We start from the raw sequence: 24,556 nt of genomic DNA, 5'->3' as shown, positions 1-24,556 counted from the left end.
CCTCACTGCACCGCGAGCGCGTCCAGCAATTCCGTTTCGATCTGCAGCTGCATCCTGTTCTGCTGCAGGGCCGCGCCGTCGAGCAGGAACGTGTCTTCGACGCGCTCGCCGAGGGTCGAGACCTTGGCGAGCTGCAGGTTGATGCCATGCCGCGCCAGCACGCGGGCGATGGCGTACAGCAGACCCGCGCGGTCGGTGGCGCTGACGGACAGGAGCCAGCGTTGCGCGCGTTCATCGGGCCGCAGCGCGATGCGCGGGGTGAAGGGGAAGCTCTTCACGCGCCGCGAGAGCCGACCCTTGCGGGGTTCGGGCAGCGGCCCCGGGGCGACCAGCGCCTGGCCGAGCTTGGACTCGACCAGCGCGGTCAGGTCGCGGTGGTGCAGATCGAGCTCGGGCGCGATCACCTGGAAGGTGTCCAGCGCATAACCGCTGCGCGTCGTGTGGACCTTGGCGTCGAGGATGTTGAAGCCGGCGCCGTCGAAGTAGCCGCAGATCCGCGCGAACAGGTCCTGCTGGTCCTTCGCGTAGACCAGCACCTGCAGGCCTTCGCCGACCGGTGACGGCCGCGCGTGGACCACGGGCACGGTGCTCTCGACATGGCGCCACAGCGCCCGCGCGTGCCAGGCGAGGTCGGGCGCGTCATGACGCGCGAAGTAGCTCAGGTCCAGCGTCTTCCACAACGCGTCCTCGGTGCCCGGCAACTGCGCCTTGAGCGCCAGCTCCTGCCGCGCCTCCTGCTTGCGTGCCTCGATCTCGGCGGCCATGTTCAGCTTCGCACCGCCCAGCGCGCGCAGCGTCAGCCGGTAGAGGTCCTCGAGCAGCTTGCCCTTCCACGCGTTCCAGACCTTGGGTCCGGTCCCCCGGATGTCGGCCACGGTCAGCAGATAGAGCGCCGTCAGCGTGCGCTCGTCCTTGACGAGCCGGGCGAAGTGCTGGATGACCTCGGGATCCGACAGATCCTCCTTCTGCGCGACGCGCGACATCGTCAGGTGGTGCTCGACGAGGAACACGACCAGCGCCGCGTCCGCCTTCGGCAGCCCGTGCGCGCGGCAGAAGCGTTTGGCCTCGGCCGCGCCGAGGTCGGAATGATCCCCGCCGCGACCCTTGGCGATGTCGTGGAACAGCGCCGCGACATAGAGCGCCGACGGCCGGTCGAACTGCGCCGCCAGCTGCGAGCAGAACGGGTACTCGTGCGTGTGCTCGGGGATGAAGAAGCGTCGGATGTTGCGCAGCACCATCAGGATGTGCTGGTCCACCGTGTAGACGTGGAACAGGTCGTGCTGCATCTGCCCGACGATGCGCCGGAACACCCACAGGTAGCGCCCCAGCACCGAGGTCTGGTTCATCAGCCGGAAAGCGTGCGTCTGGCCCTGCGGCTCCTCCAGGATGCGCATGAACATCGCGCGGTTGGCCGGATCGCGCCGGAACGCGCTGTTCATCTGTCCGCGCGCGTTGTAGAGCGCGCGCAGCGTCTTCGCCGACAGCCCCTTGATGCCGGGCGTCTGCTGGTAGATCAGGAAGGTCTCGAGGATGGCGTGCGGCTCGCGCTCGTAGAGATCGTCGCTCGCGATCTCCAGCATGCCGCTGCGTTCCAGGAAGCGCTCGTCGACCGGCCGCAGCTCCTTGCCGAGGGTGCCGTTGATCTGTTCTTCCAGGTTCAGCAGCGTGATCTGGTTCAGCTGGGTGACCGCCTTGGCCGCCCAGTAGTAGCGGCGCATCAGCTTCTCGGAAGCCCGCAGCGAGCGCGTCGACTCGTAGCCGAAGCGTTCCGCCACCGAGGTCTGGAGGTCGAACACCAGCCGGTCTTCGCGCCGCTTCGCCGCCAGGTGCAACTGGCAGCGGATGCTCTTGAGCACGCCCTCATTGCGCTGGAGCTGCCGCGCCTCGAAGGGCGTGATCAGGCCTTTGGCGGCCAGCTGTGGCCAGGTCTTGCCCAGTCCGGCCCCTCGCGCGATCCAGATCAGCACCTGCAGGTCGCGCAGACCGCCGGGGCTTTCCTTGATGTTGGGTTCGAGCGCGTAGGGCGTCTCTTCGTACTTGGTGTGGCGCTGGCGCATCTCCAGCGTCTTGGCGCGCATGAACGCGCGCGGATCGACGGCCGCGCGGAAGGCCAGGTCGAAGCGCTTGACCAGCGGCCGGGCGCCCGCCAGCCAGCGGGACTCCAGCAGCGCGGTCTGGATCGTGACGTCGCCGGCGGCCTCGTCCAGGCATTCCTTGACCGAGCGCACCGAAGAGCCGATCTCCAGCCCGATGTCCCAGCAGGCGGTGATGAAGGCCTCGATCGCGTGCTTGAGCGGACCGGGCTGGTCGGATGTGACGCCGTCCGGCAAGGTGTCGGGCAGCAGCAGCAGGACGTCGACGTCCGAATGCGGGAACAGCTCGCCACGTCCGTAGCCGCCGACCGCGACCAGGGCGGCTTCAGGCGCCGCCGCGGCGATGCCCGATTGCGTCCACAAGGCCTGCAGCGTGCCGTCGACGTGTTTGGCCAGCAGCCGCATCAGGCGCGCTGCCGCGGACACGCTGGCCTTGGCGGCCGCGAAGTCGTCCAGCAGCAGCTGCTTGCCGCTCTTGAAGTGCTGGCGCAGTTCGGCGACCGACAGGGCGGCGGACGGAACGTTCGACGGAACGCTCGACGCGACGTCTGAAGAAACGCCGACCTCGCCGGGCGTCCTGGCGTTCATGGGCGACCTGCGCGGATCAGGCCGGAACGGCCTGGGGCTGGACGAAGGCCGGCGGCGGCGGCGTGCCGGCCGACTGCGTGAGGATCTCGAAGCCGGTCTCGGTGACCAGCACCGTGTGCTCCCACTGCGCCGACAGCGAACGGTCCTTGGTGACGATGGTCCAGCCGTCGCCCATCTCGCGGATCTCGCGCCGGCCGGCGTTGATCATCGGCTCGATGGTGAAAACCATGCCGGGCACCAGTTCCTCGAGCGTGCCGGGGCGGCCGTAGTGCAGCACCTGCGGCTCCTCGTGGAACTTCTGGCCGATGCCGTGGCCGCAGAATTCGCGCACGACGCTGAAGCCGGCGTTTTCCGCGAAGGTCTGGATCGAATGGCCGATGTCGCCCAGTCTGGCGCCCGGCTTGACCTTCTGGATGCCCTTCCACATGGCCTCGTAGGTGAAGCTGCACAGCCGCTTCGCCGCGATCGAGCCCTCGCCGACGACGAACATCCGGCTCGTGTCCCCGTGCCAGCCGTCCTTGATGACGGTGACGTCGATGTTGACGATGTCGCCGTTCTTCAGCGGGCGGTCGTTGGGGATGCCGTGGCAGACCTGATGGTTGATCGAGGTGCAGATCGACTTCGGGTAGGGCGTGTAGCCGGGCGGCTGGTAGTTCAGCGGTGCGGGGATGCCCTGCTGCACGTTCACGATGTAGTCGTGGGCCAGCTTGTCGAGGTGGTCGGTCGTGACGCCCGGCTTGACGTGCGGGGTCAGCATGTCCAGCACCTCGGACGCCAGTCGGCCGGCGATGCGCATGGCGTCGATGTCGGCGCCGGTCTTGATCGTGATGGTCATGGGACCAATTTTAGCTGCCGCCGGATGAAATCGCCGGGCCACCGGCGGAGGCCCCGGCGGTGGCCGACTTTTCAAGCGGAGCCCGGAGATCTGGCGCTGCCAGGCTCACAGGCGCTCCCCCTTGGGGAGGGGCGGCGAAGCCGGCAGGGGGAGCCTCATTCAGCCCAGACGATGACGCCCGTGTAGGCGGTGACGAGCACCACGATGCCGAAGGCGATCCGGTACCACGCGAAGGGCACGAAGCTGTGGCTGGCGATGTACTTCAGCAGCCAGCGCACGCAGATCCAGGCGCTGACGAAGGAGAAGAACAGCCCGACCGCGAACAGCGGGATGTCGCCGGTCGACAGCACCGAGCGCTCCTTGTACAGGCTGTACAGGCCGGCGCCGATCAGCGTCGGGATCGCCAGGAAGAAGCTGAAATCGGTCGCCGCCTTGCGCGACAGGCCCAGCAGCATGCCGCCGATGATGGTCGCGCCGGAACGGCTGGTCCCCGGCACCATCGCCAGGCACTGCACGAGACCGACCTTCAGCGCGTCCATCGGCGACATCTGGTCGACGTCCTGGATGCGCACGGCGGACTGCTGCCGGCGTTCGGCCCACAGGATGATGAAGCCGCCGATGATGAAGGTGCTCGCCACCACGATGGGGGTGAACAGGTGTTCCTTGATCACCTTGCCGAACAGCAGGCCCAGGATGACCGCCGGCAGGAAGCCGATCGCCACGTTCAGCACGAAGCGCCGGGCGCGGACGTCGCTGCCCAGGCCGGCGGCCGTCTCGCGCAGGCGCTGCCAGTACACGATGATCACCGCCAGGATCGCCCCGGTCTGGATCGCGATGTCGAACACCTTGCCCCGGGCGTCCTCGAAGCCGCCGAGCAGCGCGCCCGTCAGGATCAGGTGACCGGTCGACGAGATCGGCAGGAATTCGGTCAGGCCTTCGACGATCCCCATGATCGCGGCCTTGATCAGCAGCACAGTGTCCAAACTACGACTCCAGAATGCCGCCTCGCTCGGGGTGGAGGCGGGTCGGCGGGGATCATAGCCGTGGCTCGAACCGGGTTTGCGGCGGTGCAGCACCCGGATGGGCGGTCTCGCGTGAGGGGGGCGTGAAGGTCCGCAGTCCCTTCCGCAGTCCCTTCAAAAGGGCGCCCTGCGGGGAGGGCGCTTGACCGGCCCGAAAGCCGGCCGCTACATTACTGACCGGTTAGTCAGTTAGTCCCCCGCCGTCCACCATGCCTCGCGCCCCCGCCAAGCCCGCCGCCCCGGCGCCGTCGTCCCCCCGACAGCGGCGGAAGGAGGCGCGGCCGCAGGAGCTGCTCGAGGCCGCGCTGTCGTTGTTCGTCGAGAAGGGCTTCGCCGCCACCCGTTCAGAGGAGGTCGCCGCCAAGGCGGGGGTATCCAAGGGGACGCTGTACCTGTACTACCCCTCGAAGGAAGAGCTCTTCAAGGCGGTGGTGCGCGAGGCCATCGGCACCAAGATCGCCGAAGGCGTCTCGGAACTGGGCAAGCACCAGGGGTCGATGGCGGAGCTGCTGACCTGGATGCTGTGGAGCTGGTGGGAGCGCATGGGGCTGACCCCCGCGGGCGGCATCCACAAGATCATGATGAGCGAGGCCGGCAACTTCCCGCAGCTGGCCGCGTTCTACAACGACGAGGTCATCGAGCCCAGCTGCGCGCTGCTGGCCGAGGTCGTCCGGCGGGGCGTCGCCTCGGGCGAGTTCCGTGACGTGGACCCCGATGCCTGCGTGATGGTGCTGATCGGTCCGGTGCTGCATCTGGTGCTGCATCAGCATTCGATCGGTGCGGCGGGCGTGGTGCACGATCACAAGCCCGAACCCGAGACGGTGCTGAAGCTGCAGCTCGAATTGATGTTCGAGGGACTCCTCAACCGCCCGCACCACCCGATCGATCCGGCCACGCCCCGGCCGGCCGCCTAGAATACCGCCCGCATTCCCGACCGCATTGGCGCGCCGTGCGGCGCCAGAGGACTGAACATGAATTTCGAACAAGCCCGCTTCAACATGATCGAACAGCAGATCCGCCCCTGGGATGTGCTGGACACCTCGGTGCTGGCCCTGCTGGCGGTGGTCAAGCGCGAGGACTTCGTGCCGGCCGCCTACCGCAACGTGGCGTTCACCGACGTCGAGCTGCCGCTGGCCCATGGCCGCAAGATGCTGCCCCCGCGGGTCGAGGCCCGGTGGATGCAGGAGCTGCAGATCGAGCGCCACGAGAAGGTGCTGGAGATCGGCACCGGCGCCGGCTACCTGGCCGCGCTGCTGGGCCACAAGGCGCAGCAGGTCTTCAGCGTCGAGCAGGACCCGCAACTGGTCGGCGCCGCCCGCGACGCGCTGCGCCGCAACGGCGTGCTGAACGTGACGGTGGTCGAGGGCGACGGCGCCAAGGGCCTGCCCGGCGAGGCGCCTTTCGACGTGATCCTGCTGTCGGGCTCGGTGGCGCAGGTGCCTCAGGTGCTGCTGGACCAGCTCAAGGTCGGCGGTCGCATGGGCGTGATCGTCGGGGAAGAGCCCGCGATGACCGCGCGCATCATCACCCGCACCGGCGAGCGCGAGTTCGCGACGAAAAACCTGTTCGAGACGGTGGTGCAACGACTGGACGGTTTCGACACGGGCTCGCACTTCACGTTCTGAGGACGCTGCAGTCGGCGCTTGCAGCCCGTCGCGCGTAATTGCCGTCAGGGGGTGCGAAGACTGCAAGTCGTCGCATTTCTTTCGAGAGAGGCGGGGGAGGTGATCTATAACCTCGCCCGCGGCACCGGGGCCGGATCGGAGGCGATCGATCCGGCGGTGCCGAGGTACTGAATCCCGGTCGCGGCCTGTCCGCGGCCGGTCCGCAGTTGGATCGATCCGAAGAACATCACATCGACACGAGGATGCCTCATGGCCGCTGAACGCCGTCCGTCTCCGATCTCCCGCCTGCCGTGGGTCACGCTCCTGGCCGCGGCGCTCGCCTTCGCGGCCGGCGCGGCCCAGGCGCAGAGCCTGCAAGAGCTGTACGACGCGGCCCGTGCCTACGACGCGACCTTCCTCGCCGCGCGCGCGGTGGCGGATTCGGCGCAGTACCGCTACGGCCAGGCGCAGGCGCTGGCGCGTCCCAGCGTGGGCCTGGGCGTGGGCGCGACGCGCAACGAGGTGGACCTGCCGGCCATCTCCAACGGCCAGGGCGGCACGGTCAATTCCGGCTGGCAGGGCAACACGGTCAGCAACGCCGGACTGAGCGCGAAGTACGCGATCTTCAACCGTCCGAACGCCGGCAGCATCGAGCAGGCCCGCCTGGGCGTCGACGTCGCCCAGTCCGACCTGGAGACGGCGGAGCAGGATCTGATCGTCCGCGTGGCGCAGGCCTACTTCGACGTGCTGGCCGCCAAGGACACGCTCTCGACCTCCAGCGCCAACAAGGCCGCGATCGCGGAGCAGCTCGCCTCGGCCAAGCGCAACTTCGAGGTCGGCACCGCCACCATCACCGACACCCGCGAAGCGCAGGCCCGTTATGACCTGGCGACCGCGCAGGAACTCGCCGCCGACAACGACCTGCGCGTCAAGCGCGTGACGCTGGACCAGCTGGTGGGTCGCGTCGGCGTCGAGCCGCGCCCGTTGGCCGTGCCGGTGGCGTTGCCGCCGGTGGCGCCATCGTCGGTGGAGCCTTGGGTCAGTCAGGCCGAGGGCGCCCATCCGGCCATCCGCAAGGCCCAGTTGGGCCTGGACATCGCCAGGATCGAGATCGAGCGCGCCCAGGGCGCCCGTTGGCCGACCGTCGACCTGAACGCCTCGCTGGGCGTGCAGCGCCAGACCGGCGAGGGCGTCAGCTACACCGGCAACACCAAGCAGGGCTCGCTGGGCGTGTCGGTGAACCTGCCCGTGTATACCGGCGGTCAGATCACCAATCGGATCAAGGAGACGATGTCGCTGGAGGAGAAATCCCGCAACGACCTCAACTTCGCCCGCCGCAGCGTCGAGGAGAGCACCAAGCGCGCGTTCTTCGGCGTGCAGTCGCTGCAGGCGCAGGTGAAGGCGTATGAGGCGGCCGAGTCGTCCTCGAAACTGGCGTTGGAAGCGACGCAGTTGGGCTACAAGGTCGGCGTGCGCGTCAACCTCGATGTGCTCAATGCGCAGACGCAGCTGTACACGACGCAGCGCGACCTGGCCAAGGCGCGCTATGACGTGCTGGTGAACAGCCTCAAGCTGCGTCAGGCGTCGGGGCAGTTGCGCCCTGAGGACATCACGGCGATCAATACGCTGCTCGCGAAGTAATCGCGACCGAGCGCCGGCGGAAGATCACCCGGGGCCGGCGGAGCGGCCTCGCTGGGCGCCAACTCGCGCCGCTCACCTGCGGTTCGCTTTGCTCGAACAGACGGCGCCCCAGTCAGTCCAGGGCTCGGCCACTCCGCCGGCCCCGGGTGATCCTCCGCCGCAGTGGCACCGTTCAGGCCGCCTTCGGGCGACTTTCGTCCATCAAGAGGGATGGTGACAGGTCTTGCGTCGTGGACGCGCGACAATCCGGCCATGCTTTTCGTGATCTCCCCCGCGAAGTCCCTGGACTACGACACTCCGACACCCGACGCCGTCGCCGCGCTGGCCAGTCGTCCCCAATTCGTGCCGCAATCGGCCGAACTGATCGAGATCCTCAAGACCCGCTCCACCTCTGACATCGGCGGGCTGATGGACATCTCCGAAGCCCTCGCAAGCTTGAACGTCGCCCGCTACCACGCATGGTCGACACGCTTCACCGACAGGAACAGCAAGCCGGCCGTGCTCGCTTTCAATGGCGACGTGTACGACGGACTGCAGGCATCGACCCTGTCGCTGGACGACCTGCAGTGGGCGCAGCGCCATCTGGCCATCCTGTCCGGCCTTTACGGCGTGCTGCGGCCGCTGGACCGGCTTCAGCCCTACCGTCTCGAGATGGGCACGGCGCTGAAGAACGACAAGGGCGGCAACCTCTACGCCTACTGGGGCGACACGATCGCCGAGCACCTGAACGCCCAGAGCGCGCAGTTGCAGTCGCCAGTGATCGTGAACCTGGCGTCGCAGGAGTACTTCAAGGCCGCCGCACGCAAGGTGCTGAAGCCGCGCGTCATCGAATGCCAGTTCGAAGACTGGAAGAATGGCCGCTACAAGATCATCAGCTTCTTCGCCAAGCGCGCGCGTGGCCTGATGGCGCGGTATGCGATCCAGCATCGCATCGGCACGCCGGCCGGATTGCAGGACTTCGCCGTCGACGGCTACGCCTATGCGCCCGACGCGAGCGAGCCGGAGCGGCTGGTCTTCCGCCGTCGTATCGTCGAGTGATGGCAGAGTCATGGCCGAGCGTCATGGCCCAGCGTCATGGCCCAGCGTCGTGGCCGGGTGCTCGACGACGAATGCGCAGCGAAGCGTAAGCGGCGCCCCTTGTCGGGCACACCGGGATACAGGCAGACACCGATCAGTTTGATACCGTCGCGGATATGAGTAACTCGCAATACCTCACGCCGGAGTTGCGCGAATGGGTGGCCGCGCAGCTGCGCAACGGCATCACCCGCGAAGCGCTGTACCAGGCCATGCTGACCAGCGGCTGGCAGTCCGACTTGGCGCAGCAGGCGCTGGCCGAGCATCGACCCTTCGAGGCGCCGTTGACGCTGCCCGAGCTCCCGGAGCCCGCGATCGAAGCCGGCTCCCTGCCGGAGCCCGACCTGGGCGAGCAGCGCAGCGTGCTGCTGCCCGACGGCCACCGCGTCGAGATCCTGATGGCGCTGCAGCGGCCACGGGTGATCGTGTTCGGAAACCTGCTGTCGGAGCAGGAGTGCGACGCGATCGTCACGAACGCCGGCCAGCGTCTGGCGCGATCGGAGACCGTCGCGGCGCAGCGCGAAGGCAGCGAGGTCAACTCGGCCCGCACCAGCGAGGGCATGTTCTTCGAGCGCGGCGAGAACGAGGTCGTCGCCCGCATCGAGCGTCGCATCGCGACGCTGCTGAACTGGCCGGTCCGCAACGGCGAGGGCCTGCAGGTGCTGCGCTACCGCGCCGGCGCCGAATACCAGCCGCACTACGACTACTTCGACCCGCGCCACGCCAGCAGCAAGGCGATCCTGGAGCGCGGCGGCCAGCGGGTCGCGACGATCGTGATGTACCTGAACACGCCGCCGCGCGGCGGCGCGACGGTGTTCCCCGACATCAAGCTCGACGTGATGGCGCAGAAGGGCAACGCGGTCTTCTTCAGCTACGACCGGCCCGATCCCGCGACGCTGACGCTGCATGGCGGCGCGCCGGTCGTCGAGGGCGAGAAGTGGGTCGCCACGAAATGGTTACGTCAGGGCGAGTTCGTTTGACGCGGCCTTCACCGGCCGCCCGCTAGACTCCCCTCATCATCACGAGCGCCGGCCCCGGTCGGCGCGTCCCGAAGAAGGAAATCCACATGAAGTCGTTGATCGCCGTCCTGGGCACCGCACTGCTGACCACGCTCGCGCAGGCGCAAACCCAGCCGCAACCGGCGCCTCCCGCCACGGCGCCGATCGCGGCCGCGCATGCCGACATGGCCGCGCCGGCGTCGCCCGCGGCCAAGCCGGCCAAGGCCGGCGGCAAGCACAAGGCCACCGGCAAGGCCGCGAAGCAGGGCGGCAAGCACGCCACCGCCAAGAAGTCCGGCGCGAAGAAGAAGCCGGCGCAGCATGCCTCGTCGGGCAAGTCGGGCTCGAAGAAGGTCGCGAACGCCAAGCCGAAGAAGAGCAAGCAGCGTCACGCCGCCGCTTGAGGCCGGATCCCGGAAAGCAAAAAAGCAGCCCTCGGGCTGCTTTTTCGTTGGTGCCGGGCCGCTGGGCCCGGGCACGGTGCAGGCGTCTCAGACGCGCTTGCGGTACTCGTGCGTACGCGTGTCGATTTCGATGTTGTCGCCTTGCGCCACGAAGATGGGCACGGGGATCTCGAAACCGGTGGCGATCTTGGCGGGCTTCAGGACCTTGCCCGAGGTGTCGCCCTTGACGGCCGGCTCGGTCCAGGTCACTTCACGCACGACGCTGGTCGGCAGTTCCACCGAGATGGCCTTGCCGTCGTAGAACACCACTTCCACTTCCATGCTGTCCTGCAGGTAGTTGATGGCGTCGCCCATGTTCTCGGCTTCCACCTCGAACTGGTTGTACTCGGTGTCCATGAACACATACATCGGATCGGCGAAGTACGTGTAGGTGCACTCCTTCTTCTCCAGGATGATCTGGTCCATCTTGTCGTCGGCCTTGAAGACGACTTCGGTGCCCGAGTTGTTCAGCAGGCTCTTCAGCTTCATGCGCACGGTGGCGGCATTGCGGCCACCGCGGCTGTACTCGGTCTTCAGCACGACCATGGGGTCCTTGCCGTGCATGATCACGTTGCCGGCGCGAATTTCTTGAGCGATCTTCATGATGATTCCGGGAGATTGGGTCCGGGCACAGTCATCTGGATGCTTGGAGATCCGAACTGTTCCGGCGGTGTGAGGCGTTCCGTATCGGATCCCGCAGCCCGTGGCCATCGCCTGGAGCTGTTCGAGGAGCCGCGCAGTCAGAACGCGGAAAAGCCGCGCATTCTAGCCCGAAAGGCCCCTCACGCGCCACTCGACAGCCCGGCGAAGGCCTGGAGCCGTGAGCTCAGATCCGGTTGCCCGCCCAGTTCCGCACGCCAGGCCCGGGCGTGCGCCGTGGCGGCGGTCAGTTCGCGGAGCGCGTCGGCGGCCTGCGATGTCCACGGCGCCAGGCCGTTCCAGGCGCGGGAGAGGGCGCTCCAGTTCGTGCGCAGCGCCTCGGGGGCGCCGGCCAGCGACTGCGCGAGGAAGGCCTCCAGCTTCGGCCCATGGGCGCCGTCGTCCTGGAAATAGATCTGCCAGAGCATGGGTTGGCCGGCCCATTGCGCGCGGACGAAGGAGTCCTCGCCACGTACGAGGTTGAGGTCGCATGACCACAGCAGCCGGTCGTAGTCGGCTTGGCTGAGGTGGGGCAGGGCGATCGCGCGCTGCCCCGTTCGCAGCAGCGGCGGCGCTTCCGCCTGCGGCGCACCGGGGCAGAGGAGGAGCAGCCAGCCCGGGCCCAGCGCTTCCAGGAACTCGGCCAGCGGCGCCCGCGGATACGCGAACAGGCTCAACACCCTTTCGCCGGGCTGGCGCCCCCAGCCGCGCGCGGCGAGCCAGGCGTCGCCGTGATGCGAGGTCGCGGCCTCGATGAGGCCGGGCTCGCGCAGCAGTCCGCCGGTGCGCTCGTTGAAGCCCGGGTAGAAGAAGCGCTTCTCCAGGCCGGCGCCGGGGCCGGAGAACTGCGGCGACCTCAATCCGTGGCTGCGCTCGACGTAGCTTTCCGCGCTGAGGTACTCGAGGTTGATCCACGCCGGCGTCACCGGCCGTGCGGCCATCGCCGCGACGAACGCCTCCGGCAGCTCGCAGCCGAAGGTCTCGACGACGACATCGCCCGGCTCGGCGCGCGCGCTGTCGGCCCAGGGCCGGCAGGACAGTCCCTCGACCGGCTCCGGCTGCATCCAGGCCAGCGGCGAGAGGTCGTCGCTCCACAGACGCGCCTGCGCGCCGCGTTGCGCCAGATCGCGCGCCAGACGCAGGCACACGCCGAGATCCCCGTAGTTGTCGATGACGCGGCAGAAGATGTCCCACGTCGGCTTGTCAGGAGTCTGTGCGGCGGAAGAGGATTCGGCGCGGGTGTCGGGCATCGAGGAATTATCAGGCGGCACAATCGCCCCCCATGAGCACGACCCCCGCCGGCACCAGCGAAGTGCCGGAGCCGATCCCCGATCCTTCCCCCGCGGCCGCTGCGCCTGACGCCTCGCACGCCGACGAGTGGAACGCCCAGTCCGCGGCCATCGAGGCCGCCGAGTCGCGCCGCGTCGCCGACATGGAGCGCGCCGCGCGCGAGGGCCGCGACCGCCTGCTGGCCGAGGTGCTGGCGCTGCCGGCGCTGCCCGGCGTCTACCGCTACTTCGACGCGCAGGACCACGTGCTCTACGTCGGCAAGGCGAAGAACCTCAAGCGCCGCGTCTCGAGCTATTTCCAGAAGGACCACGGCGGCACGCGCATCGGCATGATGATCGCGCGCATCGCGCGGCTGGAGACCACGGTGGTGCGCACCGAGGCCGAGGCGCTGCTGCTCGAGAACAACCTGATCAAGGCGCTCAATCCGCGGTTCAACATCCTGTTCCGCGACGACAAGAGCTACCCCTACATGCGCCTGTCCGGCCACGCCTGGCCGCGCATCAGCTACTACCGCGGCGCGGTGGACCGGCGCCATCGCTACTTCGGCCCCTTCCCCAGCGCCTGGGCGGTGAAGGAGTCGATCCAGCTGATCCAGAAGGTCTTCCAGCTGCGGACCTGCGAGGACACCGTCTTCAACAACCGCAGCCGGCCCTGCCTGCTGCATCAGATCCATCGCTGCACCGCGCCCTGCGTGCCCGAAGGGCAGAACGACGACTACCGCCGCAACGTCAGCAACGCGGAGCGATTCCTGCTCGGCGAGACGCAGGAGGTGATGGACGCGCTGCAGGCGCAGATGATGACGCACGCCGAGCGCTTCGAGTACGAGCAGGCGGCGGGCATCCGCAACCAGATCACCGCGTTGTCGAAGGTCCTGCAGCAGCAGGCCGTCGACGAGAACAGCGCGACCGGCCGCGACCGCGACGTCGACATCCTCGCGGTGAAGCTGCAGGGCGGGCGGGCCTGCGTGAACCTGGCGATGGTGCGCGGCGGGCGGCACCTGGGCGACCGCGCGTATTTCCCGAAACACGTCGACGACGCGACCGCCGTCCAGTTGCTGGACGACGACGAACTGACGCCGGTCGAAGGCGAGGACGGCGGCATCCGCGTCGAGCCCGCGAGCCCCGAGCGGCTGGTGCTGGAAGCCTTCATCGCGCAGCACTACCTCGAGATGGCGGTGCCGTCGCTGCTGGTGCTGTCGGAGGCGGTCGATCCGGCGCTGGCCGAGGCGCTCAGCGCGCAGGCCGGTTACCGCGTCACGACGCAAGCCCAGCCGCGCGGCCAGCGCCGCATCTGGCAGGAGATGTGCGTCAAGGGCGCGGAGATCGCGCTGGCGCGGCTGCTGTCGGAAGAGGGCTCCCAGCAGGCGCGCACGCGGGCACTGATCGAGGCGCTGGACCTCAGCGTCACCGAACTCGACAAGTTCCGCATCGAGTGCTTCGACATCAGCCACACGGCCGGCGAGGCGACGCAGGCCTCGTGCGTCGTCTTCGAGGGCCACCAGATGCAGAGCGCCCAGTACCGGCGCTTCAACATCGAAGGCATCACCGGCGGCGACGACTACGCGGCGATGCGCCAGGTCCTGACACGCCGTTACAGCAAGATGGCCGAGGCCGCCCAGAATGGCACCGGTCGCATGCCGGACCTGGTGCTGGTGGACGGTGGCAAGGGGCAGGTGTCGATGGCGCGCGAGGTCTTCGAGGAACTCGGTGTCGACCTGAGCCTCATCGTCGGCGTTGAAAAGGGCGAGGGACGCAAGGTCGGCCTTGAGGAACTCGTCTTCGCCGACGGGCGCGAGAAGGTGTACCTCGGGCGCGACTCGGCGGCGTTGATGCTCGTGGCCCAGATCCGCGACGAGGCTCACCGCTTCGCCATCACCGGCATGCGGGCCAAGCGCGCGTCGATCCGCACCGGCGGTTCGCGCCTGGAGGACGTGCCCGGCGTCGGGCCGAAGAAGCGCGCGCAGTTGCTGCAGCGTTTCGGCGGCGTGCGTGGCGTGGCCGGCGCCAGCGTCGAGGAGCTCTGCAGTGTCAAGGGCATCTCGCGCGAGCTGGCGGAAGAAATCTATCGCGCGCTGCATTGAACGGCGCGCGGCTTGTTGGGAACAGACATGACAACGATCGATCAGATGACCCCGGTGAGCCTGCGACGCGTCGCACGCTGGAGCGGCAAGCTGGTGCTCGCGCTGTCGCTGGCCGCATGCGGCTCGCCGACGCAGCGTCAGCCGGTGCGTCCTCCGGTGCAGGACGCGCCGCGCGAACCGGCCGCGACCCCCATCGCGCCCGCCGGGCCGGTGCCGACCTCGCCGGCCGTGCGCCGCGGCTTGCCGCTGCCGGCGCCGCATGCGGTCAGCACGCATGAGGACCTGCGCCGCCAGGCCGCGCAGCGCATGGTCGCCGCCAACCCCGACGGCACCTACATGGGCGAGGTGCCGTCGGAGCTGCTGGCCATTCCCGTGCTGGAGGTCGAACTCAACCACGACGGATCCATCAAGCACATCCGCGTGCTGCGCAAGCCGACCCAGGCCGAGGACACGATCGAGGTCGCCATCGCGGCGGTGCGCCGCGCCGCGCCGTTCGGCGACGTGAGCCGCCTGCCCAAGCCCTGGAAGTTCGTCGAGGTCTTCCTCTTCGACGACGACCGGCGCTTCAAGCCGCGAACGCTGGACGATTGAGGCTCGACGATTAAGAAGCGGCCGACGGTTTCGCGCCGTGAAACCTGGGCACAATGCCGCCCATGTTCTGGACGCTGCCAACCCTGCTGACCTGGGCCCGCATCGTGGCCATCCCGCTGATCGTCGGGGTGTTCCACCTGCAGATGTCGCCCGCCCATCAAAACCTGCTGGCCACGGTCCTGTTCATCACGGTGGCGCTGACGGACTGGGCGGACGGCTACCTGGCGCGCAGGCTCAACCAGACCTCGTCCTTCGGCGCGTTCCTCGATCCGGTGGCCGACAAGTTCCTGGTCTGCGCCGCCTTGCTGGTGCTGCTGGAGCAGCAGCGTGTGGACGCGCTGGTGGCGCTGGTCATCGTCGGGCGGGAGATCGCGATCTCCGCGCTGCGCGAGTGGATGGCGCAGATCGGCGCCTCGCGCTCGGTGGCGGTGCATGTGCTGGGCAAGCTCAAGACGACGGTCCAGATGGTGGCCATCCCCTTCCTGCTGTTCGACGGCAAGCTGTTCGACGTGATCAACACACGGATCTGGGGCACCTGGCTGATCTATCTGGCCGCGGTGCTGACCATCTGGTCGATGGTCTACTACCTGCAGAAGGCGCTGCCCGAGATTCGGGCCAAGGCGCGCTGAGCGCGCGGCTCAGCGGCCGCGCCATCCGCACTCATCCCCCGTCGTGCCGCATCGGACCTCATCGGGCCTCACCGGTCCCGGTCCATGCCAGTCCCAATTTCCGGACGATCCCCCGTTCGCGGGGAGCGATGAAACAGCGTGTGACGAGTGCGTTCGAATGCGGCGTTTCAAGCGGGGCGCTGTCCCCTGGGCGACTGTCGGTCGCCCCCCTTGTATCGGGACTTCCCCCTTGTCTGAGCCCGAGGGCAATGCGTCTAGAATCCGCTTCCCGCGCCGTTCGGGCGGCCTGGCAAACCAATGAGGGGGTACCTTCGTGAACAAGTCCGAATTGATCGAGCACATCGCCAAGCAGGCGGACATTTCCAAGGCGGCCGCGGGGCGCGCACTGGAAGCCGTGATCGGCGGTGTGAAGACCACGCTCAAGAAGAACGGGACCGTGTCGCTGGTGGGCTTCGGCACCTTCAGCGTCACGAAAAGAGCGGCGCGCACCGGCCGCAATCCGCGCACGAACGAGGCGATCAAGATCAAGTCGGCCAAGGTGCCGAAATTCCGTCCGGGCAAGGCCCTCAAGGACGCCGTGAACTGAACAGATTCCGGGCGCTTAGCTCAGTTGGTAGAGCACCTCCCTTACACGGAGATTGTCGGCGGTTCGAGCCCGTCAGCGCCCACCAGAAAACCGAGGCGTGTCCACGTCATCCGTGGACTAGAATGCCGCGGCCCAAAGGCGAACCCCGGTTCGCCTTTGTCGTATGTGAAATGACCTGAGGTTGTTGATGTTTGATTTCGTACGCAAGCACACGCGGTTGTTGCAGTTCCTGCTGCTGATCCTGATCGTGCCGTCCTTCGTGCTGGTCGGCCTGGAGGGCTACAGCCGCTTCATGGAAGGCGGCAACGCGGCGGTCGCGTCCGTCGACGGCCACAAGATCACGCAGGCCGACTGGGACGACGCGCAGAAGAAGCAGGTCGAACGCATGCGCATGGAAGCGCCGACGATGGACCCGAAGGTCTTCGATTCGCCGGAAGTGCGCAAGGACGTGCTCGAGAACCTGCTGCGCGAACGTGTGCTGGCCGCCAAGGCGGCCGACGAGCATCGCACCATCAGCAACGACCAGCTGCTCGAGCTGATCCGCACGGATCCGCAGCTCGCGCCGCTGCGCGACGTGGAAACGGCCAAGCGCATCGCCGCGCAGCAGGGCATGACGGTCGACGGCCTGTTGCAGAGCGTGCGCCAGAACCTGCAGATCAACGGCGTGCTGGCCCCGATCGCGCAGAGCGCGCTGCCCACGCAGTCGAGCGCCGGCCTGGCCTTCGACGCGCTGCTGCAGCAGCGTGAACTGCAGTTCCAGACCTTCGCCGCGAAGGACTTCGCCGCGACGCTGACGCCCAAGGACGCGGACCTCGAGGCCTACTACAAGGACCCGAAGGTCGCCGCGAAGTTCCAGCTGCCGGAAAGCGCGGACATCGAGTACGTCGTGCTGGACGTCGGCGCGCTGCAGGCCGGCGTGACGATCAATCCGGAGGACGTGGAGAAGTACTACAAGGCCAACGAGCCGCGCTTCACGACGGACCAGGAACGCCGCGCGAGCCACATCCTGATCAAGGCCGGCGCCGACATGTCGGCGGCGGACAAGGCCAAGGCGAAGGCCAAGGCCGACGAGCTGCTGGCCGAGGCGCGCAAGAACCCGGCCGGCTTCGCCGAACTCGCGAAGAAGAACTCCGAGGATCCGGGCTCGGCCCCGAACGGCGGCGACCTGGACTTCTTCGGCAAGGGCGCGATGGTCAAGCCTTTCGAGGACGCGGTCTACGCGCTGAAGAAGGGCGAGATCAGCAACGTGGTCCAGTCCGACTTCGGTTATCACATCATCATGCTGACGGACGTGCGCGGCGGTCAGCTGCGTCCATTCGAGACGGTCAAGGCCGGCATCGAAGCCGATCTGCGCCGCGAGCTGGCGCAGAAGCGATTCACCGAGCAGGCGGACAGCTTCACCGATGCGGTGTACAGCGATGCGGACTCGCTGAAGCCGGCGGCCGACAAGTTCAAGCTGCCGATCCAGAAGGCGACCGTGCAACGCAAGGCCGCGCCGGACGCGACCGGTGTCCTGGCTTCGCCGAAGCTGCTGGAGGCGGTGTTCGCCGCAGACTCGCTGAAGGACAAGCACAACACGGCCGCCATCGAGGCGGGCGGCAACCAGCTGGTGTCGGCGCGCGTCGTCGCCTACAAGCCGGCGCGCGTGCCGCCGCTGGCGGAGGTCAAGCCGCTGCTGACGATGGCCTGGGTGCAGGACAACGCCGCGCAAGCCGCGAAGAAGGCCGGCGAGGCCCGACTGGCCGAGCTGAAGAAGAGCGGCGATGCCAAGGGTCTGGGCGACGCGGTGACCGTGTCGCGCGCCAAGCCGGGCGTGCTGCCGCAGAAGGCGCTGGACCAGGTCCTGCGCGCGGATGCGTCCAAGCTGCCGGCCTACGTCGGCGCGGATGCGGGCAACGGCGACTACCTCGTCGTGAAGATCGACAAGATCCTGCCGCGCGATCCGGCGCTGATCGACGCGAAGCGGGCGGCGGAGCAGTACGCGCGTGCCTGGAGCGCGGTCGAGATGGCCAGCTACTACAACGTGCTCAAGGCCGAGTACAAGGCGGCGATCAAGCCGGCTGTGCTGAAGGCGACGGCCGCTTCGGCGCCGGCGAACTGAGCGCGCGGCGACGAAGGAAAAAGGGCGGCACTCGCGCGATTCAAGCTATTTGCAGAAGAATCGCAGAAAGTGCTTCCCACAGAGGAGAATTTTGGCCATAATCTAAGGCTTCTCCAGTGGTGGCTGTAGCTCAGTTGGTAGAGTCCCAGATTGTGATTCTGGTCGTCGTGGGTTCGAGTCCCATCAGCCACCCCACCGAATAAAGAACGCCCGCAAGACGCAAGTCCTGCGGGCGTTTTGTTTGGTACTTCCAGCTTGGTGCTTGGTGCTTGGTGCTTGGTGCTTGGTGCTTGGTGCTTCGGAAATGGATCGGACGGGATCGCAACTGTCCCGACCGAGTCGCCATCACCGTTCTGGCGGCGGCTCCCAGATCGGCAGCGTGAGGCAGAACTCGCTGCCCCGACCCGCGCCCGCGCTGAAGACCTTGAGCGAGCCGTCGTGCAGCTCCACGATCGCCCGGGCCAGGGCCAGTCCGAGGCCCAGTCCGCGATACACCGCGCCGGGCGGGCGATGGCCCTGCACATACGGTTCGAAGATGCGCGAGATCTGCTCGACGCCGATGCCTTGGCCGTTGTCCTTCACATGCACCACGCACTGGCCGGCGTCCTGCGCCGTCCACAGTTCGATGCAGCCGTCCTCGGGCGTGTACCGCGTGGCGTTCGAGAGCAGATTCCCGACGACCTGCGACAAGCGCGTGCTGTCCCCGCGCACCTGCACGGACACCTCCGGGAGGAAGGCCATCAGCCGGTGCCGCTTCGTCTCGCGTCCGGGCGCGGTGGCCTCCAGCGCGGTCGACAGGAAGCCGCGCACCGGGATCGGCAGGCGATGGACCGTCAAGGTGTTGCGCGAGACCAGCGATTGATCCAGCAGGTCGCCCACCACGCGCAGGCAGGTGCCCAATTGCCGCTCGATGATGGCGCGTTCCGCGGCGTCCTGGGCATTCGCCCTGAGCTGAAGCACCTTCAAGGCGGAGCCGATCGCCGCCAGCGGATCCCGCAGCTCATGCGCGACGAGCGCCAGGATGTCGCTGCGCTTCTGCTCCGCGACGTGCACGCCCAAGGCGCCGGGCTTCAGGCCCTGCTCGTAGCGCGTCCAATGCTGCGACAGCACCGCGGCGCCCTGATCCAGCAGCCATTGCTGCCGGCCATCGCCCAGCGTCACCATGGGCGTGTCCGACGGATCCACCGCCAGGAGCTCCGCGACAAAGGGCCGCCAGGCACCCGGGCGGGTGAGAAAGGCCGATGGCAGCGCGGCCACCAGGCGCCGGGCCATCTCGTCGGGATCGTCGAGGGAGGCGCAGGGCGCGTGGCCCGCCTCCACGCCGAAGACGCGAGGCGAGGTGGATTCCTGGAGCAAGGACATCGAGGTTCCTGAAGCGAAGACACCTCACCTTGAGTCCCAATCGCCGCCGAGTCTGTACGGCGGCGAACATCCCCCGGATTTGCTCAGATCCCCCGGACGAGCGGCGCCTGCAGCAGCCGGTTGTATTCGTTCTTGACGACCGCGTAGCACTCGCAGGTGCGCAGCTCCAGCCCCGGACGGTCGAGCACCGTGATGTGGCCGCGTCGATAGCTGATGAGACCCGCGTCCTGCAGGTTGCCCGCCGCTTCCGTCACGCCTTCGCGGCGCACGCCCAGCATGTTGGCGATCAGTTCCTGGGTCATGACGAGGTCGTCGCCGCGGAGCCGGTCCAGGCTCAGCAGCAGCCAGCGGCAGAGCTGCTGATCCAGCGAGTGGTGGCGGTTGCACACCGCCGTCTGCGACATCTGCGTCAGCAGCGCCTGCGTGTAGCGCAGCAGCAGCTGCATCACCTTGCCGGCGCGGTTGAACTCCGACAGCATCAGATCGGACCGCAGCCGCAGCAACTGGCCGGCGCTCTGTACCACCCCGCGGCTCGGCGTGGTCTGGCCGCCCATGAAGAGCGACACCCCCAGCACGCCCTCGTAGCCCACGACGGAGATCTCGGCCGAGCCGCCGTCCTCGAGCACGTAGAGCAGGGACACGATGCAGGTCGTGGGGAAGTAGACATGCGACAACTGCCCGCCCGATTCATAGAGCACCTGCCCGAGCGGGGCGTCCACCACTTCCAGGTCCGGCAGCCACCGGGACAGCTCTTCATCCGACAGCGCGGCGAGGAGCCGGTTCTCGCGCGCCAACTCCATGCTCACCATCAGCGCATCCTTGCGGCGTAAGGCCGTTGATCGAGTATAGGGCGCGGGTCCGGAGCGCCAGCCGGCGAGGGCGCGCGAGGGCGCCCGCGGCCGACCCGCCGGATGGGTACGGTGGCGCACCGACCCGGCGGGCGGATCGGCGCAGGCTCCAGGCTCAATCCCTCATCCGTCCAGGAGCACCCATGTCCAAACGTCAACACGGCAACAAGGAAGCGAAGAAGCCCAAGCAGGCGAGGCCGCGCACGCCGTCGCCCGAGTTGCCCGGTCCCGTGACCCCCCCGGTGGCGCCGTCGCGCGTCGGCCGGCGGTAGATGACCGCGTCCTGCCGCGGCCGATTGAACAGCCTGAGCCTGCTCCAGCGCTGCAAGGTGACCGGCAACGACGGCGACATCGGGCATGTGCGCCTGGCGCTGTTCGACACGGTGGACTGGCGCATCCACTTCCTGGTGCTGGAGTCCAGCCCCTGGCTGTTCGGCCGCTGGGTGCTGATCCTGCCGTCCCTGCTGCTGCAGCCGATCGAGCGCGGCAGCATGCACATGGATGTCAGCCGGCGCACGGTCAGGACCAGCCCGACGCTGCATCCGCTGCAGGGCATCTCGGTGCAGCAGGCGCGGAGCGCGTTGCTCCACTACGGGCAGCCGGTGCCGCCGGCGGCGGACGTCCCGCTCCTGATCGAGACCGCGCTGCTGGATTGCGAACTGTCCTCGGGCGGCCTTGGCATCGGCCGCGTGGTGGACCTGGTCTACGACGACGTGGACTGGACCCTGCGCTATCTGCTGGTCGACACCACCGCGTGGTGGCCGGGCGGCCATCGCGTGCTGATCGGCGTGCGCTGGATCGAGGCGATCGACATCGAGGCGAAACAGCTCCGCCTGTCCGTCGATCGCGCGGCCATCCGCGCCAGCCCGCCGTTCCAGGACATCGCCTCGATCGACCGCGAGTACGAATCCCAGCTGCATCGCGGTCACGGCCGCGACCGGTACTGGATCGAGCCGCCGCTCGCCGCCTGAGCGCCGGCGGTCCGCAACGGGAGACCGTCGAGTGAGCTTCCCCGCGTGGATGCTGGTCCTGGGCGTGCTGCTGCTCGGCATGGTCCTGGTCGGGACGCTGCTCGGCCGCATGCAGCTCACCAGCGCCATCATTTATCTGGGCGTCGGTTGGATGCTCGGGCCGCAGGTACTGGACATCCTCCGACCCGATCCCTTTGACGACGCCGGCCTGCTCATGCGCCTGGCGGAACTGGGGCTGATGATTTCGCTGTTCGCCGTCGGGCTGCGGCTGGGCGTCCCCTTGCGCGATCGCCGATGGCGCCTGCCGCTGCGCCTGGCCTTCTTCTCGCTGGCCGCCATGGTGGGACTGACCGCCCTGGTCGGCGTCACGCTGCTGGATCTGCCGCTGGGCGCCGCGGTGCTGCTGGGCGCGATCCTGGCGCCCACCGATCCCGTACTGGCGTCCGGCGTGCATACCGACGCGGGCGAGGACCCGGAGCGCATCGGCTTCAGCCTCGCCGCGGAAGGCGGACTCAACGATGGCGCCGCGCTGCCCTTCGTCCTGCTCGGCCTCGCGCTGCTGGCGGGCGGTTCGACGACCGGCGTCGACTGGCTGCAATGGATCGCCGTGGACCTGCTCTGGACCCCGGTGACCGGCGCGGTGCTCGGCGCGACGCTGGGCGCGGCCGTCGGCTGGTGCGTGGTGTTCCTGCGCAGCCGCTATCAGCAGGCCGTCGGGTTCGACGCCTTCCTCGGTCTCGGCCTGATCGGCGTCGCCTACGGCGCGGCGCTCTCGATCGACGCGTCGGGCTTCCTGGCCGTGCTGGCCGCGGGCATCGCCTTCGGGCGGGTCTCGGAGCAGCCTGCGCCGCGCGAAGCTCCGCTGGGCCGTCCCGAGGACGTCGCGGGACATCCGCATGAATCGTTGGAGACGCACTCGCACCATGCGAGCGCGACGATGAAGGACTCCGTCGGCCGCTTCAACGATCAGGTCGAGGAGGTCGCGGAGATGGGGCTCGTGCTGATGGTGGGCGCGATGCTGCCCTACGCGCCGCTGTCGCCGTCGGTGCTGGGCATGGCCCTGCTGGGCCTGCTGGTGCTGCGCCCGGCGTCCGCGCTCGTGGCCACGGTGGGCGAGCGCCTCACGCGCCGGGAGCACTTGATGCTGGGCTGGTTCGGCATCCGCGGCGTGGGCTCGGTGTACTACCTGCTGTTCGTGCTCCACCACGGCATCCCCGGCGTCCCCGACGAAGTCGGGACGACGCTGGTCAGCGTGACGCTGTGGACGGTGGCCTTGTCGATCCTGCTGCACGGGCTGACGACCCGCACGCTGACGGACTGGCACGACGGCCGGCGCTGAGCGCCGCCGTCGCGCGACGCGTCACTCCTCGGCGGCCTCGCGGTTCACGGCCGCTTCGGCGAGCTCCGACATCAGCTCGTCCGCGTCGTACATGTCGTCGACGGCATCCTTCAGCTGACGGCTGTCGTCATCCAGCTGCAGCGCGTTCGCGAACGCCGCCACCGTGCCGAAGCCGGTGATGCCGTAATGCGTCATGCGCTGGTACTGCGCAATGATCGCGGCGTCCAGCACCGGGCCCTGTTCCGGCGCGTCCTCCACGGTGTGCTTGAGCGCCTCCTTCACCAGGCCCTCCATGCCCTTGCAATGCTCCTTCGACACGTCCTCGCCCTGATTGGCGATCAGCGCCTTCAGAAGGTCGGTGTGGTCGGCGATGCCGGCCTGCGCGTCCTCGAGCATCTGCGTCAGCTTCTCGTTCGTGGCGCGCGGCGCGATGGCCTTGAGGGCGCGTGCCATCTGGTCGTTGGCGGACCAGAGGTCTTTCAGTTCGTCGATGTACAGGCCGGACAGGTTTGAGATGTTGGCCATGGTGGCGCTCCAGAAAGTGGGGGGAGGAAAGGGAAGGGGAAGGGCAGGCGAACGGGCGGGCGCCGCGGGACCGGGCGCGCGGGGACGACCCGACGCCGACGGTCCGCCGCGATCACGCGTCGCCGGTGCGCGGATGCGCGGAGAAGAAACAGATCATCTGGCCGGCCGCGTCCGGGCCTTGCCAGTCGGCATGCGAGCCGCGCCGGTCGCCGCCGGACCAGGCGTGGCCGGCGCCGTCGATGAGCCAGAGCTCGGCGAGCGCGCGTCCGTCCGTCGCGACGGTGGTCTTGCGCGTGTAGGCCCGTCCGCCTTCGCGGCCGTGCTCGACGCGCTCCGTGCCCGTGAGGCCCGTGATGGCATCGGCGTAGACGTGCTCGCCGTTGAGCGGGTGGACCGTCATGTCCCGCGTGCCGTGGAAGACGATGGTCGGGATCGGTCGCGGCGGCGAGGTGGTCCTGCGCGCGGTGCTCCGCGTGTCCTGGCCGGTCCGCATCATCGCGAGCGCTTCAGGCGCACTGGCGACCGCGCCGCTGGGCAGTCCCGAATGCACGCCGACCGAGGCGAACAGCTCCGGATAGGTCTGCCCCAGCACGGCGGCCATCGCGCCGCCGGCGGACAGGCCCGCCACGTGCACGCGCCGCGCATCGACGCGGTGCTGGGCCATGACGTGATGCGTCAGCGCCGCGAGCAGCGCCGGCTCACCGCGACCGCGCTCCTGGTGGCTGGTCTTGAACCAGTTCCAGCAGCCTTGCGGGTTGAGCTTGGTGGACTGCTCCGGATAGAGCACCAGCCAGCCGTTGCGCCTGGCGACCTCGTTCATGCGGGTCCCGATGGCGAAGTCGTCCGGGTTCTGCGTGCAGCCATGCAGCATCAACAGCAAGGGACGCGGCACCGACGGATCGCCGGGCGGCACGTAGAGCTTGTAGTCGATGGAGGCGCGGCCGCGCGCGTAGGTGGCGGCGAGGAAGCGCTCCTCGTCCATCACCGGCGCCCGGGCTTCGCGAGGCGGCTCGTGATGTTCACGAGTCGTGGACCGCGACCGCAGGCTCTCGGTGGCGCCGATGCCGATGGGATGATCCTCGATCACGCGCGCGTCGACATCGATGACGTCGCGGTCCTGCGTCGCTGCCTCGGCCTCAGCCGCCGCCTCGACCGTGCCGGCCAGCGCGTCCTGGATGGAACGCGTGGCCGCCATCAGGTCGCCGCCGCGCGTCTGCTGCGCGGCGCGCGCCATCATTCGTTGAAAGTCGGGATTCATCAGGGTTCTTTCTTGACGCAGGGACAGCGGGCGAACCCT

23 protein-coding genes and 2 tRNA genes are annotated in these 24,556 nt (G+C 68.4%); 16 read left to right on the top strand and 9 right to left on the bottom strand.

The window, feature by feature from the left end; genetic code table 11:
- Positions 1 to 2: 2 nt before the first annotated feature.
- The 3 genes from AC1VNM_RS10315 to AC1VNM_RS10305 all read right to left on the bottom strand — a co-directional run bounded on the left by AC1VNM_RS10315 (position 3) and on the right by AC1VNM_RS10305 (position 4,499).
- On the bottom strand, positions 3 to 2,681 hold the full coding sequence (locus AC1VNM_RS10315; RefSeq protein WP_483106862.1) for a [protein-PII] uridylyltransferase: 2,679 nt from the start codon (positions 2,679 to 2,681) through the stop codon (positions 3 to 5).
- A gap of 16 nt (positions 2,682 to 2,697) precedes the next feature.
- On the bottom strand, positions 2,698 to 3,516 hold the full coding sequence (gene map / locus AC1VNM_RS10310; RefSeq protein ID WP_377154237.1) for a type I methionyl aminopeptidase: 819 nt from the start codon (positions 3,514 to 3,516) through the stop codon (positions 2,698 to 2,700).
- Between the two features lie 155 nt (positions 3,517 to 3,671).
- Entirely contained in the window at positions 3,672 to 4,499 is an 828-nt protein-coding gene (locus AC1VNM_RS10305; protein WP_377154240.1) for an undecaprenyl-diphosphate phosphatase, read from the bottom strand.
- Between the two features lie 248 nt (positions 4,500 to 4,747).
- Between AC1VNM_RS10305 and AC1VNM_RS10300 the strand changes: the two genes are divergently transcribed.
- The 6 genes from AC1VNM_RS10300 (at position 4,748) to AC1VNM_RS10275 (ending at position 10,259) form a co-directional block, all read left to right on the top strand.
- Complete coding sequence (locus AC1VNM_RS10300; protein WP_483106861.1) at positions 4,748 to 5,452, top strand: TetR/AcrR family transcriptional regulator; 705 nt, start codon at positions 4,748 to 4,750, stop codon at positions 5,450 to 5,452.
- Positions 5,453 to 5,509: 57 nt separating this feature from the next.
- Complete coding sequence (locus AC1VNM_RS10295; protein WP_377154245.1) at positions 5,510 to 6,163, top strand: protein-L-isoaspartate O-methyltransferase family protein; 654 nt, start codon at positions 5,510 to 5,512, stop codon at positions 6,161 to 6,163.
- Between the two features lie 249 nt (positions 6,164 to 6,412).
- The gene (locus AC1VNM_RS10290; protein WP_483106860.1) at positions 6,413 to 7,783 is read left to right on the top strand and encodes a TolC family outer membrane protein; all 1,371 of its coding nucleotides are present in this window, start codon (positions 6,413 to 6,415) and stop codon (positions 7,781 to 7,783) included.
- Between the two features lie 252 nt (positions 7,784 to 8,035).
- The gene (gene yaaA / locus AC1VNM_RS10285; RefSeq protein WP_377154249.1) at positions 8,036 to 8,821 is read left to right on the top strand and encodes a peroxide stress protein YaaA; all 786 of its coding nucleotides are present in this window, start codon (positions 8,036 to 8,038) and stop codon (positions 8,819 to 8,821) included.
- A 155-nt stretch (positions 8,822 to 8,976) separates the two neighbouring features.
- Entirely contained in the window at positions 8,977 to 9,837 is an 861-nt protein-coding gene (locus AC1VNM_RS10280) for a 2OG-Fe(II) oxygenase (RefSeq protein WP_483106859.1), read from the top strand.
- A gap of 86 nt (positions 9,838 to 9,923) precedes the next feature.
- On the top strand, positions 9,924 to 10,259 hold the full coding sequence (locus AC1VNM_RS10275; protein ID WP_483106858.1) for a hypothetical protein: 336 nt from the start codon (positions 9,924 to 9,926) through the stop codon (positions 10,257 to 10,259).
- Positions 10,260 to 10,346: 87 nt separating this feature from the next.
- On the opposite strand, the gene efp is transcribed toward AC1VNM_RS10275, so the two are convergent.
- The gene (efp, locus tag AC1VNM_RS10270) at positions 10,347 to 10,901 is read right to left on the bottom strand and encodes an elongation factor P (protein ID WP_088383725.1); all 555 of its coding nucleotides are present in this window, start codon (positions 10,899 to 10,901) and stop codon (positions 10,347 to 10,349) included.
- Positions 10,902 to 11,080: 179 nt separating this feature from the next.
- Positions 11,081 to 12,187: an elongation factor P maturation arginine rhamnosyltransferase EarP gene (gene earP, locus AC1VNM_RS10265; protein WP_483106857.1), complete on the bottom strand. Its 1,107-nt coding sequence runs from the start codon at positions 12,185 to 12,187 to the stop codon at positions 11,081 to 11,083.
- Positions 12,188 to 12,369: 182 nt separating this feature from the next.
- Here earP and uvrC point away from each other — a divergent pair, with 182 nt between their 5' ends.
- The 7 genes from uvrC to AC1VNM_RS10230 all read left to right on the top strand — a co-directional run bounded on the left by uvrC (position 12,370) and on the right by AC1VNM_RS10230 (position 18,409).
- Positions 12,370 to 14,307, top strand: a complete 1,938-nt coding sequence (gene uvrC, locus AC1VNM_RS10260; RefSeq protein WP_431104907.1) for an excinuclease ABC subunit UvrC — start codon at positions 12,370 to 12,372, stop codon at positions 14,305 to 14,307.
- A gap of 27 nt (positions 14,308 to 14,334) precedes the next feature.
- Positions 14,335 to 14,898: a hypothetical protein gene (locus AC1VNM_RS10255; RefSeq protein ID WP_483106856.1), complete on the top strand. Its 564-nt coding sequence runs from the start codon at positions 14,335 to 14,337 to the stop codon at positions 14,896 to 14,898.
- Positions 14,899 to 14,960: 62 nt separating this feature from the next.
- Positions 14,961 to 15,527: a CDP-diacylglycerol--glycerol-3-phosphate 3-phosphatidyltransferase gene (gene pgsA / locus AC1VNM_RS10250; RefSeq protein WP_377154260.1), complete on the top strand. Its 567-nt coding sequence runs from the start codon at positions 14,961 to 14,963 to the stop codon at positions 15,525 to 15,527.
- A gap of 313 nt (positions 15,528 to 15,840) precedes the next feature.
- The gene (locus AC1VNM_RS10245) at positions 15,841 to 16,113 is read left to right on the top strand and encodes an HU family DNA-binding protein (protein WP_067270581.1); all 273 of its coding nucleotides are present in this window, start codon (positions 15,841 to 15,843) and stop codon (positions 16,111 to 16,113) included.
- Between the two features lie 9 nt (positions 16,114 to 16,122).
- A tRNA-Val gene (locus tag AC1VNM_RS10240) sits at positions 16,123 to 16,198 on the top strand.
- Between the two features lie 102 nt (positions 16,199 to 16,300).
- Positions 16,301 to 18,214 (top strand): peptidylprolyl isomerase, encoded by a 1,914-nt coding sequence (locus tag AC1VNM_RS10235; RefSeq protein ID WP_483106855.1) that lies wholly within the window; start codon positions 16,301 to 16,303, stop codon positions 18,212 to 18,214.
- Between the two features lie 119 nt (positions 18,215 to 18,333).
- Positions 18,334 to 18,409: transfer RNA gene (locus tag AC1VNM_RS10230), tRNA-His, on the top strand.
- 150 nt (positions 18,410 to 18,559) lie between these two features.
- On the opposite strand, the gene AC1VNM_RS10225 is transcribed toward AC1VNM_RS10230, so the two are convergent.
- Positions 18,560 to 19,576 (bottom strand): sensor histidine kinase, encoded by a 1,017-nt coding sequence (locus AC1VNM_RS10225; protein WP_483106854.1) that lies wholly within the window; start codon positions 19,574 to 19,576, stop codon positions 18,560 to 18,562.
- A gap of 83 nt (positions 19,577 to 19,659) precedes the next feature.
- The gene (locus tag AC1VNM_RS10220; RefSeq protein ID WP_377154267.1) at positions 19,660 to 20,385 is read right to left on the bottom strand and encodes a Crp/Fnr family transcriptional regulator; all 726 of its coding nucleotides are present in this window, start codon (positions 20,383 to 20,385) and stop codon (positions 19,660 to 19,662) included.
- 182 nt (positions 20,386 to 20,567) lie between these two features.
- Here AC1VNM_RS10220 and AC1VNM_RS10215 point away from each other — a divergent pair, with 182 nt between their 5' ends.
- Genes AC1VNM_RS10215 through AC1VNM_RS10205 form a run of 3 tightly spaced genes read left to right on the top strand, consistent with a single transcriptional unit; the run spans position 20,568 to position 22,734 of the window.
- Entirely contained in the window at positions 20,568 to 20,696 is a 129-nt protein-coding gene (locus tag AC1VNM_RS10215) for a hypothetical protein (protein WP_483106853.1), read from the top strand.
- On the top strand, positions 20,697 to 21,395 hold the full coding sequence (locus AC1VNM_RS10210) for a hypothetical protein (protein ID WP_483106852.1): 699 nt from the start codon (positions 20,697 to 20,699) through the stop codon (positions 21,393 to 21,395).
- Positions 21,396 to 21,426: 31 nt separating this feature from the next.
- Positions 21,427 to 22,734, top strand: a complete 1,308-nt coding sequence (locus AC1VNM_RS10205; protein ID WP_483106851.1) for a cation:proton antiporter — start codon at positions 21,427 to 21,429, stop codon at positions 22,732 to 22,734.
- A gap of 21 nt (positions 22,735 to 22,755) precedes the next feature.
- Here the strand turns inward: AC1VNM_RS10205 and AC1VNM_RS10200 are convergent, their stop codons facing one another.
- Both AC1VNM_RS10200 and AC1VNM_RS10195 read right to left on the bottom strand, forming a co-directional pair.
- Entirely contained in the window at positions 22,756 to 23,259 is a 504-nt protein-coding gene (locus tag AC1VNM_RS10200) for a YciE/YciF ferroxidase family protein (protein WP_483106850.1), read from the bottom strand.
- Positions 23,260 to 23,371: 112 nt separating this feature from the next.
- Positions 23,372 to 24,517, bottom strand: a complete 1,146-nt coding sequence (locus AC1VNM_RS10195; protein WP_483106849.1) for an extracellular catalytic domain type 1 short-chain-length polyhydroxyalkanoate depolymerase — start codon at positions 24,515 to 24,517, stop codon at positions 23,372 to 23,374.
- Positions 24,518 to 24,556 lie beyond the last annotated feature (39 nt).

The sequence above is a fragment of the Mitsuaria sp. MSU3D genome (genome assembly GCF_056867975.1).
Note: the sequence above shows the minus strand (reverse complement) of the source record. Positions and strands in the feature narration are given on the sequence as shown.